This is a genomic window from Nocardia sp. NPDC052254, from assembly GCF_040679495.1.
GTDB lineage: Bacteria > Actinomycetota > Actinomycetes > Mycobacteriales > Mycobacteriaceae > Nocardia.
In genome coordinates, this window is sequence record NZ_JBFAUW010000005.1 from 156,577 (window position 1) to 169,276 (window position 12,700).

The window sequence follows — 12,700 nt, forward strand, 5'->3', positions numbered from 1 at the left end:
CGCCCGGTGGGCCTCAGCGCAATTTGATCGAACCGCCGTCGACCATCAGCGTCTGGCCGGTCATGTAGCGCGCGTCCTCGCTGGCCAGGAACACCGCCACCCGGCCGATATCGGTCTCGGGATCGCCGAAGCGACGCAGGGGTGTGCGGGCCAGCAGGGCCTGCTCCACTCCCGGATTGGCGTCGATATAGGCCGCGACGCCCTCGGTCAGGGCCAGCGGCGAGATCACGTTGACATTGACGTCCTGTGCCGCCCACTCGTTGGCGGCCACCCGGCTGATGGCCCGGATGGCCTCCTTGGCAGCCGCGTACGATCCCTGCCGCACCTGGCCGTCGATCCCGGCACCGGAGGCGAAATTGATCACCGAGCCCCGATTGGCCGCCAGGTGGGGATAGCAGGCGCGCATCAATCGGAAGGTCGGATAGAAGCCCGTTCCGAAGGACAGGTCGAACATCTCCTGTGTGGTGTCGAGCAACGGCGCCTGCTTCGAGGCGTGCGCGTTGTTGACCAGAACGTGTACCGAGCCGAACCGGTCGATCGCGGCCGTCACGATCTCGGCGGCACTGGACTCGAGCGAGATGTCCGCGTGCAGATAGGACCCGGCGCCATCCAGTTCGCGCTCGAGTTCACGCCCGGAATCGTCGTCGATGTCGACGAACAGGATCCGCGCTCCCTCCTTGGCGAATGCCCGGACGATGCCGCGGCCGATACCGCCCGCACCGCCGGTGACGATCGCAATCTTTCCCGCGAGCCGCACAACCGCTCCTTTCCGCTGGCCAACCGCCTCACCGTGGCAGGTTCGAAGCCCCGGTACGGCCGGTATTCCGGTCAGCGGAACCGGCTGCGATGCGCTGTTCGCCGCGGCCCGGCGCGACCCGGCGCCGGGCGGCGACGGCGCGGGCCGAGCGTCGCCCGGTCGCACGCGATGTGTTTGCCGTCACTACACTCGGGGTCAATTCCGGTTCTGTCCCGATTTCGGGGGGCAGTATGGAAGTGACTCACGATCGGAGGCATCGATGCCACTGGCCACCTCAGATCCCCGGCCCCTGCCGCCATCGATGGTGGAGCGGATGACGCTCATTCTCGACATGTTCGAGCACCGATCGACGCGGCTGAGCCTGGTGGAGATCTGCAACCACAGCGGACTGCCGCGCTCGACCGCGCACCGCATTCTCGAGCAGCTCGTCAAGCTGCACTGGCTCGAGCACACGCCGTCGGGCTACTGCCTGGGCCGCCGCTCACTGGGCCTGGGCGGATACGACGGCCGGCACGGCGAGATCCGCGAGGCGGCCGCCGATTACCTGCACGACCTGCAGCTGCGCACCGGCATGGTGGTGCATCTGGCCGCGCTCGAGGGTACCGACGAGATCTTCCTGGACAAGCTCGGCGGTCCGTTCGCCCGCACCCTCGAATCCCGGGTGGGGCGGCGCAATCTCGCCCACCTCACCACCGGCGGCCGGGCCATGCTGGCATGGCTGCCGCCGGAGGAAGTGGAGTCGATGCTCGGGCGCCGGCTGGCCGACCCGGCCACCGCGCAGGGCTGGGATCTGCCCAGTCTGTATCAGGAACTGAACCGAATCCGGCGCAATCGCGGCCTGTCCTTCGACCGCGGGGAATGGACCAACAGGGTGGTCGGCCGCATGCTGCCGAGCGTGGCCGCGGCGGTCCGCGGACCGCAGGGCCCGGTCGCGGCGATCTGCCTGTGCGGGGAGACGAGCTTCGCGGCGATGGAACGACTCGCCCCGCTGGTGGCGGATGCCGCCGCGCGCACCTCACGGTTGCTGTTCCCCGAGACGGCGGGCCGGCCCACGCCGGTGACCGGACCGCGCGGGCACGTCGCCCGGCCGATCACCTCGTCGCCGCGTTCGGCCTGAGCCGTCGGCGCAACGTCACCGTGCACCCGGCCCGAATTCGCGCCGAGTCTCGCTGAGCGGAAACTTCGGCGAACACCCCGGTGGTCCGTGACACAGTGCGAGGGTTGTGACGCTCCGCACAGAAGGACAGCCGATGACCGCGACCTCCGACCCCCGTATCGACCTCGCCGCCGTCGTGCACGGTTTGACCGGGCCCGGCGGCCGGTTCGAACTCGTCGAGGAGGATGTGCTCGGCGCCCGGATGCCGGTGCTGCGGCATCGCCGGCGCGCAGTGGCCGAACTACTCGCCGAATCGGTGGTCTTCGGCGATCGGGACTATCTCGTCGCCGGAGACCGGCGGTTGTCCTTCCGTGAACATGCCGAGGCCGCAGCGGCTCTGGCGGCCGCCCTGCGTGAGGACTACGGCGTCGGGCGCGGTGATCGGGTGGCGATTCTCGCCGCGAACACGCTGGAATGGGTGATCACCTTCTGGGCGACCCAGTCGCTGGGCGCCATCGCGGTGGGTCTCAACGGCTGGTGGGTGCCGCGCGAGATCGCCTACGGCCTGCAGTTGACCGAACCTGCCGTGGTGGTGGCCGATGCCAAGCGGGCCGCACTGCTGGCCGAGATCGATTCCCCGGCAGTGGTACTCACGATGGAGCAGGATCTGCCCCGCCTGATCGCCGCACACGCCGGTGCCGAACTCGTGGTGCCCGACGTCGCCGAGGACGACCCGTCGGTGATTCTGTTCACCAGCGGAACCAGCGGAAAGCCCAAGGCGGCATTGCATTCCCAGCGAAATCTGCTGGCCGTCACCGGATACTTCGAATACACCGACGCGCTGGCCGCGGCCTTCACCGGCGCCACGGTGACACCGGGCGCACCGCTGGATCTGCGCTGCCTGCTCACCTCTCCCCTGTTCCACATCGCGAGCCTGCACAATCTGGTGGTTCCGCGGATCGCGACCGGCAGTGCGGTGATCATGCCGCAGGGCGGATTCGACGTCGACCGCATCCTCGGCCTGATCGAGCGCGAACGGGTCACCAACTGGGGTGCGGTGCCGACCATGGCATCCCGGCTGCTCGAGCACGGCGATATCGGCCGCTACGACACGTCCTCGCTGACCGCCTTCGCCCTCGCCTCCGCGCCCTCGTCCACGGCGTTCAAACAGCGCCTGCGGGATGAGGTTCCGTTCGCCGCCGATGCGCTGGTCGACAGCTACGGCCTCACCGAGTGCAGTACCGCCGTCGCGGTCGCCACTCCTGCCGACCTGGCCGAGGCACCCGGCACCCTGGGCCGTCCGATCATCAGCGTCGCGCTCGAGATCCGCGATCCCGACGGCGCCGCGCTGCCCGAGGGCGTCGAGGGCGAGGTCTTCGTCCGCAGCCCGTTCGTGATGCTCGGCTACTGGCGCAATCCGGAGGCGACCGCCCTGGCGATCGACGGCGAACGCTGGTTGCGTACCGGAGATTTCGGAGTGATGGAGGGCGGGCGCCTGCGTCTCACCGGCCGGCGCTCCGATCTCATCCTGCGCGGTGGTGAGAACATCTACCCGGTCGAGATCGAGCAGTGCCTCGACGAACATCCGGATGTGGTGGAATGCGCCGTGGTCGGCGAACCTCATCCGGATCTGGGCCAGCAGGTGGCCGCGATCGTCGTGGTCACCGCCGGGTCCGCGGTGTCGGAGGCCGATCTCGACACTTTCGCCCGCGAGCGGCTGTCCTACTTCAAGGTGCCCGAACGCTGGCGGATCACCACGGAGCCGCTGCCACGCAATGTGACCGGCAAACTGATCCGGGCGCAGATCCACGCGGCGGACTGAGTGCCCGGACGGTCGACTGCGTCCCGGCGCAATTCGATCGTGACACCAATCGTGCGCTCGGGCGACGCGCCGGGAACTACACTGTGGCGGACCTGATCGTCCTGCGTCACAAGGTGAGTGGTGCGCATACCTCCGGAACCGGGCCCGATGGCTGCGGCGTTCGACCAACTGTCGGCGCGAATGACAGTGCTGCAAGCCGGGATGTTGCTCGCGCCGACCATGCAGGACCAGGGCGCCGCCCGTTACGGTCGCATCGTCGCGGCGCAACTGGCCGCACTCGCGATCCGGGGTCGTATCGATCTGCACGTCGGCGGTGACGAATTCGTCGGGCCGACCTCGCTGCGCGCCGTACTTCTGCCCGAGCCGCCCGAACCCGCGGCCGAGGAGGAACAGCAGTTGTTGCGCCACCTGTTCGGCAACGGCTACTCCGTCCGGATCGCCGCGTGCACCGATGGGCCGGGCTGGAAGCAACTCACCGAGACCGTGCGGCAACGACTGGCCGATAACGGTTTCCGGTGGTCACGCCCCGACCGATACCGGGTACTGGCGACGATGGTGCGGCTGCGCCGCCGGATGCTCGAACATGTGGCACGGCAACCGGAATGGCACGACAACGAGCCCCTGCACCTGGCGGGCTACCCCTATGCGGTGCTGTTCGGTATCGATACCGGTCCGGGACCGTATTGGCCGGGGCCCGAATCGGAATCGCAGTCACGGCTCTCGCTGCCCTGGGCGTTGCCGCAGGCCTGCGCGCACGCCATCCACAACTCCGGCGAGATCGCCTACAGCGCCGGCCTCACCGGGGTGGCGGATCGGCTCACCGAGGTCGAGCAGCTGCTGTCCGCCCTGGATTCGCACTCCCAGGAGGTGCGGTATCACCACGTGGTCGAGGCCGAACGGCTGGCACGCCTGGTCGACGACTACCGCTGGCGGCACAGCAACCAGACCCTGGCCACCGCACCGCGCCCCGAGGCTCTGCGCGCGGCGCTGCTCGACCTGATGCACGAAACGGATTCCCTGCGCGCCGAGCTGCCTCCCACCGGACCCGGGCACGACGAAGCCGTTCTGGTGTCGATCTACGCGGTGCGCTTGTCCGATCTCGTCCTGGACCGGACTCCGTGATTTCGGCCGCTGATCCCGGCCCGACCGGCGCTAGTCACGATAGCCGGAGCGCCGCCAGATCCCGCTGTCCTGGAGTTTGCGCACCTGCTCGTCGATGACCTGCTTCTGATACCACTCGTGTCTGCCGGGCGTCTCGTCCAGATACAGGTTCTTCGGATAGATCGGATTCTCGTAGATCAACTGCGCCGCTTCGGTGCGAATGTCCTTCACCCAGTTGGTGACCTTCGCCGACTCCCGGTGATACCGAAGCGCCTCGATATCGATCGTCGCGCCGATATAGGTCGAACCGTTGCTGTCGCGCTGCCGGCCGATGACCCGCCCCATGTAATCGACGAACAACGAGTTGCCGCCACCGGCGTCGATCGGAGTGGTCGATTGGGCGCCCATGTAGATCGGGCCGATATTCGGACTCAGCACGAAGAAATTGTTCTCCAGCGCCCGCGCCCGACTCGATATCTCCAGCACGTCGCGTTGCACGAACGGATTGGGCAGCGAGGCCCGGTAGACGACCTCCGCGCCGTTGAGCGCGAGCCCCCTGCCGTTCTCCGGGAAGATGCCCTCCATCGCCATCATGACACCGAGACAACCGATTTCGGTGTCGACGGTGGGCCAGAACGCCTGCAGCGTGCGGCCGTATTTCTCGATCCACCAGTCGAAGAGATCGTGCGGCGACGTGGACCGTTCACATGCTGCCAGCGCGGTCATCTTGTAGTGCTTCAAGATGATGTCACCACGCGGATCGATGACGATACCCACATTGAAGAACAGATCGTCCCAGTCCTCGTGCCGCGCCTTGGCCTGTGCCATCACATAGACATTCATCGATCTGGCGAGTTCGGCGAGCCGATCGGTCTCCGGTCCCGGGATCTCGATCGCGTGATCATGCGCGAATTCCTTCGGATCCATGTCCAGCGCCTCGTCGGTGAATCCCTGCAGCGCACCCTCCGGAATGACCAGCAGACGCACCGGGACATCCAGCCCCGACAACCACAGCGCACCGTGTGCGAGATCCTCGAGGTGGTCGATGTTCCGGCCGATGTCGGCCCGGGAATGCGCTGCTCGAATCGTGGGCACCAAGCCCACCGCACCATAGGGCTTCAACATCTTCACTCCTCGAAACTGATTAGCAGCGCTAACCTACACCAGAATCGGACCGGACGGTTCCCCAAACGAGGCAGGGCTACCGCCACATCGGTATCGGCGCTTCACTTCTCGGCTTCGACCACGCGGCCGCGCTCACCGGCGAGGAGGCCGCAACGGTGGCGACCGATCGCGACAGTGGGATGTGCGGGCCCAGCGCTCCAGAACCCGAATACCTTGACCGTCGAGGGACCCGCGCTCTATGTCAAACTCGCGGGCACATACGTCCCTGTGATGTCGCGGTCAGGTCCGCTCCGCCTGTAATGCAGCGCGATACGTCGGCAGCAGCCACGCGTAGAGCGCCGATTCCACAAGAAAAGCGGCGTATCCGGCGATCTGCAACTGCGGCCAATATATGGTCGTGAACGCGGCAGTTCCGCCCACCGCTGCGCCCAGAATGGGCCAGAAGCGGCGTTCGACGAGGAGGATCTGGGCGCACGCCAGGAGAAGCAGCACGGCAAACATGAAACATTTCAAAGCAGCCTGCTTGTGATCCGGACCGAATATCGCCACGCCGCCGACGACGAGCAATCCGAAACCGGATGCCCCCAGGACTTCAGCGGCATGATCCAGAAAGCCGCCCGCCCGCCCGGCACGGAAGCGATTTGCCGAACGCCTGTCTATCGCGGGGACCTGCCGCTCGATCTGTTCCAACCGTTTTCGGGCATACACATCCCGCAGCAGTACCGCCGTCTCGAGCATCCGAGCCGCAGCCGCCGCGGAATCGTGGACGCGCGGGGACGGACCGTCATCAGCGGCGTACGCATCGCCCTCGCGATACGGGACGAACTGATCGAGACCGGCCGGCAGGGCTTCGCTGACCGGCCCGGACTCGCTGGTAATGACCACGAGCACAATTCCGTCACTCCAGCGCACATGGATGTCGTCGTCGCCGATTTTTCCGTGAACGACGCCACCGGATGCCGGCACGCGCTCATCGATCCGGTTCCCTTCGCGCCGTATCACCGTGGCCGCCTGCGCCAGGATGGCATGCGGCGCTTCCTGTCCGGCGACCAGACACAGCCGCACCATCGGTTGCCCCGGGTTCTCACCACGAAACCACTGACGCATGATCTGTGGCGGGTGCGGTAGATCGCCGGTGATAGTCCGCCACAGTCGGCTCAGCCTTGCCGTGGCATCATGCTCGATACCCTCGAGTGTCGGCACTACTTCCCTCCCGTCCGTATCCGACACTACCGGAAGCACAACCCGCACACCGGGATCCAGTTCCCGATCACCGCAATGCTTTTCAGAGCCCGTCGACGCGGAGACGGCATTCACGCTGCAGCGCGCGGGCCGACGGCGTTGCGCAATCGGCCAGACATGAGCACATCCCATGGGCCCCGATGGCGGATCCACGCACCGCGAAGCGCACAGGCGAGCAAGGCTCGGCGCCCAGCCGCAGCAGGGGCACCCCGCCGTGACGGGATGCCCCTGGTCAATCATCACCGGTTCCGCTCAGCAGGCGACAGCCCGCGGCTTCACCCGATCGAGCCAGTCACGAAGGCTTTCACGCTCGCGCACGAGTTCGTAGTGCGTCTGGAGATTCAGCCAGAATTCCGGCGTTGTACCGAAGTACTTGGCCAGCAACAGAGCGGTACGCGGAGTGATCGCTCTCTTGCCGTGCACGATCTCGTTGATCTGACGCGGCGGCAGGCTGAGCGCACGTGCGAGTGCATTCTGGCTGATGTCCATCGGCTGCAGGAACTCCTCGGCGAGGATCTCGCCAGGAGAGGTCGGAGGCAGCGGTGCCGTGGTACTCATGATTTCCCTCCCTTCAGTGGTAGTCGACGATTTCGACGTCTCGCGGTCCGGCAGGTTCCCAGACAAAGCAGATTCGCCATTGGTCGTTGATTCGGATGCTGTGCTGCCCTTGACGATCGCCGCTGAGCTTCTCCAGCCGGTTCGCTGGAGGCACTCGCAGATCATTCAAGTTCACCGCAGCATCGAGCATCGTCAGCTTCCTGAGCGCGACCCGCTGGATGGCGCCAAGCTTCGGTGCTGATCGTTCGATCCAAAGCGTCTCCGCCTCCTTGCCCTTGAACGACAGGGTCACCAGTCCACTATAACGCGAAACGTCATGGCAGGAAACCGGGCCGCCCAAGTGCCCGCGGCGTCGGGTATCGGACTGTTACCCGCCCGCCCGGGGCGAGAAGTGGACGTAGTACCAGTCACCGTGATGCGGATAGCAGGAGGCGCTGTAACCGGCGGCCTGGTATCGGCGTGCCAAGCTTTCGCACTGTGCGCGGCCGTAGATCGGATCGGTGTCGCCTCCAGGGCTGGCGATGGCACTAGCGGCGAACGGGATCGGGATGGCGCTGGCGATCGCGGCAATGGCAACGCCTCGCTTCATCAACAAGACCGTCGGCCACTGGTTAACACGTCGCGCTACCTTCTCCCCATCTCGCCTCGCGGTTCACAGTCTGTCCAGACGTGCCACTGCCGATGGACTGCGTCGGCCTGCTGCTCGCACTTCGCCAGTCGTGCGCGGCGGGCCCGCATCCGGCAGGCGGTCGAGCAGTAGCGCCCTGGGCGGCCCGTGCCGGAGCGGGTGAGGGCCTTCGCACATCCTGGTGCCTGGCAACGAGTTTCGTAACAGGTGGCCTCTGTGGCGGCGGCACCGTTACAAGCGTTGTCCTGGATCAACGCGACTGAACCGGTACGGCATTTCCGCTGGTAGAGGTGGATTTGTGGGGCGGGTGGGGCTCGAACCCACGACCAGCGGATTATGAGTCCGCGGCTCTAACCGACTGAGCTACCGCCCCCTGCCGCGAAATATGCGGGCTCGGTGGATGCTACCGGGTCGGGCGGGGGTATGCCCAGCCGGGATCCGCACGCGGCGCGGCGGCGGCGAAAGTGGGTGGCGCCGGTGCACATTCATCGCGACCGGTCGCGGGAATCGCGCCCGCACCGGCGTGACCGGCATCCCGGCGACCCGATCGTTCGGCGGCGCGGCCGGCACCGATCCCCTCGGGCTCCGTGGTGCTCGGCGAGCCCTACCGCACATCGCGGCGGCCGGACCGGACGTGATCGGTACCGACACGGGGTGCGGTTGCTTCGACGGCCGGGCCGGGCGGGGTGCGGGCGGATAAGGTTGGGGCGGGGATGCCGACAGGAGGTACGGGATGGCCGGACTGTTCGCGAATGCGCTGCGGGTGCACCAGTGGGTGTACGAGAAATCCGATGGATATGTGGGGCATCGGTTGTTGTTCGGGAATCCGACGTTGTTGTTGCGGACAGTGGGGCGCAAGACCGGGCAGCCGCGTACCAGTGCGCTGACCTACGCACGGGACGGGGCCGATTATCTGGTGACCGCGTCCAACGGTGGGGCGGCACGACCGCCGGGGTGGCTGGCGAATGTGAAGGCCGCGCCGGAGTGCGAGATCCAGGTCGGGCATCGGCGGATTCCGGTGACGGCGCGGGCCACCTATCCGGACGATGTCGACTACGCGCGGCACTGGGTGCTGGCCGACGACGTCAACAAAGGCCGGTACACGCAGTATCAGAAGCAGACGGATCGGCCGATCTCGGTCGTCGTCCTCACTCCGCGCTGAGCGAATCGGCCGCCGATGGGCGACCGGGTGGTGAGACGCGACACCGTGGCCGGCATCGTTCCCGGTCAGCGCACGCGGCGCACGACTGGTCAGTTGGTTTCAGGCAAAGATTTCGTTATCCTCGCTTCCGAGGGGAGTACTTCCCAAGCGTCACACCGGTCAGTACGGATTCCGCCGTCGGGATCCCCGGGTGACCACCCGGATACCGGGTGAAGGAGACCTCGGGTGCTAACGCATACCGAGGAGACCTGTGAATTCGCCCGTTCTGGCCGCAGAGCAGCTGCACACCATCGGCAGTCCATGGTTGTGGGCCGCCACCATCGCCGGTGTGCTCGTGCTGGTCGCGCTGGATTTCGTCGTCACCCGTAAACCGCACGAGGTATCGATGCGGGAGGCGGTCGGGTGGACGGTGTTCTACCTGGCTCTTCCCGTCGCCTTCTTCGGCATTCTGTGGGCCGGCTACGGCTCCACGCCCGCCACCGAGTTCCTCACCGGCTACGTGCTGGAGAAATCGTTGTCGGTGGACAACCTGTTCGTCTTCATGCTGCTGCTGGCCGCCTTCGCGGTCCCGGCGGCACTGGCGCAGCGCGTGCTGTTGTTCGGTATCGTCGGCGCCCTGGTGCTGCGCGGCATCTTCATCGCCGTCGGCGCGGCCGCACTGGCCTCGCTGGACTGGGCGTTCCTGCTGTTCGGTGCCGTGCTGCTGCTCACCGCGCTGAAACTGCTCCGCGACGCGCTCACCGGGCACGAGCAGGAGGTCGACATCTCGCGGATGCGGTCGGTGCGGGTGATGCGCAGATTCATGCCGGTCACCGACGACTATCGCGGCACGCGCATGACCGTCCGGGAGGCCGGTCGCCGGGCCCTGACACCGCTGGCGCTGGTGGTCACCGCGGTCATGGCCACCGATCTGGTGTTCGCGATCGATTCGGTACCGGCGGTGTACGGGGTCACCGGTGATCCGTATCTGGTGTTCGCGACCAACGCCTTCGCGCTGCTGGGGCTGCGCGCACTGTATTTCGTGCTGCAGTCGCTGCTGGCCCGGCTGGTACACCTGGCCTACGGCCTCGCGGTGATCCTGGGCTTCATCGGCGTCAAGCTGGTGCTGCACTGGGCGCACGGGTACTGGGATCGGCTGCCGGAGATCCCGACCGCGGCGTCCCTGGTCGTGATCGTGGTGGTTCTGGGCGTGGTCACCGTGACCAGTCTGCTGGCCACCCGGGGATCGTCCGACGACGATTCCGCCACAGCCGATTCCACCGTGGGGTAGCGGTACCGCCGGTTGCCCGGTGCGTGAAATCCGCCGTAGCGTGGTCGGGTGCTGTCTCGCTTCCGGCGCCCGGCCCCGGCTCGCACCCAACGTGCCGTACACGCGCTGCACCTGCCGGAGGCGGTGTTCAAGACCTGCCCCTGGCAGCCGCGCGAACTGGTGGAGACGGGGCTGCGGCAATGGTTGCGGTGCTGTGGTGCGGCGATGGCCGATGATCAGGTGATCGGGATGCCCTCACACGCTGTCGACGAGGCATGGCACGGGCTCATCCTGTGTACCAAGCGTTATGCCGATTTCTGCGATGCCGCCTACGGGCGGATGCTGCATCACTTCCCGGAGGGGGACGGCTACGGCGGTGGCAGCGCTGTGCCGATGGCCGCCCAGCTCGGCCGCACGGTCGTCGCGTGGTCGATGGTCGCGGCACCCGGCGAGAAATGTGTGCTCTGGGATCTGGATTCGGTTGTCGGCGTGCAGCATCCGTGGGGAATCTCGCCGGAGCGGGTCGCGGAGGTGGAGGCCAGGCTGAACGGCGGGGCGTCGTCGGAACCGTGACCGGCTCAGCTGCTGCTGCCCCCACCACAGCTACTCCCCCCACCACAACTGCTGCCCCCGCCGCAGCTGCTGCCGCCCCCGCCGCAACTCCCGGCGCTGCACCCGCTGCCGCTGCAACCGCTTGCGCTGCAACCACTTCCGCCGTCACTGCCACCGGAATCACCGGCACTCCAGCGATCGCGCCGCTCGGACGACGATCCTCGGCCGACGAAGGCCGCGACGATCGAACAGACGAAGATGCCTATCACCACGGCGATGAAAAAGAACCCCATGCTGGGAGGCTAGCCGCGAATTCCGACGGTCGCCCGAGGATCGGATTCAACTCGGGAGGACGTGGCCGATCCGCGGCAACGGTGCCATGATCGATGACAGGAGCCCGGTCGCGGGCGCGCCGGGCGTTTCCGCATGGTGGTGGCGCTATGGACATTGCGACAGTGATCTCTCTCGTGATCGCGGCCGGGGCCGTTCTCGCCGGGCTCGCCGCCGGAACCGGACTGCGGGTGGTGCAGCAATACGAACGCGGCCTGGTGTTCCGTTTCGGCCGGGTCCGAGCCACCCGCGACCCGGGGCTGCGGCTGCTCATCCCGTTCGCGGACAAGATGCACAAGGTGCCGATGCAGGTGGTGACGATGCCGGTACCGGGCCAGGAGGGCATCACCCGCGACAACGTGACGGTGCGGGTGGACGCGGTGGTGTACTTCCGGGTGATCGATCCGGTGCAGGCGGTGGTCGAGGTGCAGGACTATCTGTTCGCCGTCGAGCAGGTGGCCCAGACCTCACTGCGATCGATCATCGGCAAGAGCGAGCTCGATGATCTGCTCTCCAACCGGGAACAGCTCAACCGCGGCCTGGAGTTGATGATCGACAGCCCGGCGCTCGCCTGGGGTGTGCACATCGACCGGGTGGAGATCAAGGATGTGGCGCTGCCGGAATCGCTGAAACGGTCGATGTCGCGGCAGGCGGAGGCGGAGCGCGAACGCCGCGCCCGCGTCATCACCGCCGAGGGCGAGCTGCAGGCCTCCCACCGGCTCGCTGAAGCGGGCGATCGGATGGCGTCGGCACCGGCCGCACTGCAACTGCGGCTGCTGCAAACCGTGGTCGAGGTGGCGGCGGAGAAGAATTCGACGCTGGTGCTGCCTTTCCCGGTCGAGCTGCTGCGTTTTCTGGAGCGTTCGACCCCGGCCGACAGCGAGCCCGGGGAACCGTCGGCCGCGGACACGCCCACCACACACCCCGAGGACACCGCCCGATCCCCCGGACCGGCCCCCGCCAACCGTGCCGAGGCGAGCGCTCCCGTCCCGGCCGATGGCCGCCCGAGCCGGCCGGGCCCGGCTCTCCCGGGCGCCGAGAATCCCGGCGCACATCCACGCGCCGGGTAGATCCCGAG

General features: G+C 67.1%; 13 protein-coding genes and 1 tRNA gene. 7 read left to right on the plus strand and 7 right to left on the minus strand.

Going from position 1 to position 12,700, the window contains the following annotated elements:
• Positions 1–13: 13 nt before the first annotated feature.
• The gene (locus AB0L57_RS15120; RefSeq protein ID WP_364961670.1) at positions 14–757 is read right to left on the minus strand and encodes an SDR family oxidoreductase; all 744 of its coding nucleotides are present in this window, start codon (positions 755–757) and stop codon (positions 14–16) included.
• A gap of 313 nt (positions 758–1,070) precedes the next feature.
• On the opposite strand from AB0L57_RS15120, the gene AB0L57_RS15125 reads away from it, so the two are divergent.
• From AB0L57_RS15125 to AB0L57_RS15135, 3 genes are all read left to right on the plus strand, one after another.
• The gene (locus tag AB0L57_RS15125; protein WP_364961672.1) at positions 1,071–1,874 is read left to right on the plus strand and encodes an IclR family transcriptional regulator; all 804 of its coding nucleotides are present in this window, start codon (positions 1,071–1,073) and stop codon (positions 1,872–1,874) included.
• A 133-nt stretch (positions 1,875–2,007) separates the two neighbouring features.
• The gene (locus AB0L57_RS15130; protein ID WP_364961674.1) at positions 2,008–3,675 is read left to right on the plus strand and encodes a class I adenylate-forming enzyme family protein; all 1,668 of its coding nucleotides are present in this window, start codon (positions 2,008–2,010) and stop codon (positions 3,673–3,675) included.
• 180 nt (positions 3,676–3,855) lie between these two features.
• Entirely contained in the window at positions 3,856–4,797 is a 942-nt protein-coding gene (locus AB0L57_RS15135; protein ID WP_364961676.1) for a hypothetical protein, read from the plus strand.
• A 30-nt stretch (positions 4,798–4,827) separates the two neighbouring features.
• On the opposite strand, the gene AB0L57_RS15140 is transcribed toward AB0L57_RS15135, so the two are convergent.
• The 6 genes from AB0L57_RS15140 to AB0L57_RS15165 all read right to left on the minus strand — a co-directional run bounded on the left by AB0L57_RS15140 (position 4,828) and on the right by AB0L57_RS15165 (position 8,702).
• Positions 4,828–5,901: a nitrilase-related carbon-nitrogen hydrolase gene (locus AB0L57_RS15140; protein ID WP_364961677.1), complete on the minus strand. Its 1,074-nt coding sequence runs from the start codon at positions 5,899–5,901 to the stop codon at positions 4,828–4,830.
• Positions 5,902–6,180: 279 nt separating this feature from the next.
• Positions 6,181–7,104, minus strand: a complete 924-nt coding sequence (locus AB0L57_RS15145) for a hypothetical protein (RefSeq protein ID WP_364961679.1) — start codon at positions 7,102–7,104, stop codon at positions 6,181–6,183.
• A gap of 291 nt (positions 7,105–7,395) precedes the next feature.
• Positions 7,396–7,701 (minus strand): HigA family addiction module antitoxin, encoded by a 306-nt coding sequence (locus AB0L57_RS15150; RefSeq protein WP_364961680.1) that lies wholly within the window; start codon positions 7,699–7,701, stop codon positions 7,396–7,398.
• 13 nt (positions 7,702–7,714) lie between these two features.
• Entirely contained in the window at positions 7,715–7,993 is a 279-nt protein-coding gene (locus AB0L57_RS15155) for a type II toxin-antitoxin system RelE/ParE family toxin (RefSeq protein WP_364961682.1), read from the minus strand.
• Positions 7,994–8,068: 75 nt separating this feature from the next.
• Positions 8,069–8,290, minus strand: a complete 222-nt coding sequence (locus AB0L57_RS15160; protein WP_364961684.1) for a hypothetical protein — start codon at positions 8,288–8,290, stop codon at positions 8,069–8,071.
• Between the two features lie 338 nt (positions 8,291–8,628).
• Positions 8,629–8,702, minus strand: a tRNA-Ile gene (locus AB0L57_RS15165).
• 360 nt (positions 8,703–9,062) lie between these two features.
• Between AB0L57_RS15165 and AB0L57_RS15170 the strand changes: the two genes are divergently transcribed.
• The 4 genes from AB0L57_RS15170 to AB0L57_RS15185 all read left to right on the plus strand — a co-directional run bounded on the left by AB0L57_RS15170 (position 9,063) and on the right by AB0L57_RS15185 (position 12,692).
• Positions 9,063–9,491, plus strand: a complete 429-nt coding sequence (locus AB0L57_RS15170) for a nitroreductase family deazaflavin-dependent oxidoreductase (RefSeq protein ID WP_364961686.1) — start codon at positions 9,063–9,065, stop codon at positions 9,489–9,491.
• Between the two features lie 250 nt (positions 9,492–9,741).
• Positions 9,742–10,761: a TerC/Alx family metal homeostasis membrane protein gene (locus tag AB0L57_RS15175; protein WP_364961687.1), complete on the plus strand. Its 1,020-nt coding sequence runs from the start codon at positions 9,742–9,744 to the stop codon at positions 10,759–10,761.
• A gap of 51 nt (positions 10,762–10,812) precedes the next feature.
• Positions 10,813–11,313: a hypothetical protein gene (locus AB0L57_RS15180; RefSeq protein ID WP_364962409.1), complete on the plus strand. Its 501-nt coding sequence runs from the start codon at positions 10,813–10,815 to the stop codon at positions 11,311–11,313.
• 419 nt (positions 11,314–11,732) lie between these two features.
• Positions 11,733–12,692: an SPFH domain-containing protein gene (locus tag AB0L57_RS15185; RefSeq protein WP_364961689.1), complete on the plus strand. Its 960-nt coding sequence runs from the start codon at positions 11,733–11,735 to the stop codon at positions 12,690–12,692.
• Positions 12,693–12,700: the final 8 nt, after the last annotated feature.

What these genes read in the sequence shown, in the direction of transcription:
- AB0L57_RS15125 (WP_364961672.1), top strand. Translation starts at nt 1,071, where the DNA reads ATGACGCTCATTCTCGACATGTTCGAGCACCGATCGACGCGGCTGAGC.
- AB0L57_RS15130 (WP_364961674.1), top strand. Translation starts at nt 2,008, where the DNA reads ATGACCGCGACCTCCGACCCCCGTATCGACCTCGCCGCCGTCGTGCAC.
- AB0L57_RS15135 (WP_364961676.1), top strand. Translation starts at nt 3,856, where the DNA reads ATGACAGTGCTGCAAGCCGGGATGTTGCTCGCGCCGACCATGCAGGAC.
- AB0L57_RS15170 (WP_364961686.1), top strand. Translation starts at nt 9,063, where the DNA reads ATGGCCGGACTGTTCGCGAATGCGCTGCGGGTGCACCAGTGGGTGTAC.
- AB0L57_RS15185 (WP_364961689.1), top strand. Translation starts at nt 11,733, where the DNA reads ATGGACATTGCGACAGTGATCTCTCTCGTGATCGCGGCCGGGGCCGTT.
- AB0L57_RS15140 (WP_364961677.1), bottom strand. Translation starts at nt 5,901, where the DNA reads ATGTTGAAGCCCTATGGTGCGGTGGGCTTGGTGCCCACGATTCGAGCA.
- AB0L57_RS15150 (WP_364961680.1), bottom strand. Translation starts at nt 7,701, where the DNA reads ATGAGTACCACGGCACCGCTGCCTCCGACCTCTCCTGGCGAGATCCTC.
- AB0L57_RS15160 (WP_364961684.1), bottom strand. Translation starts at nt 8,290, where the DNA reads ATGAAGCGAGGCGTTGCCATTGCCGCGATCGCCAGCGCCATCCCGATC.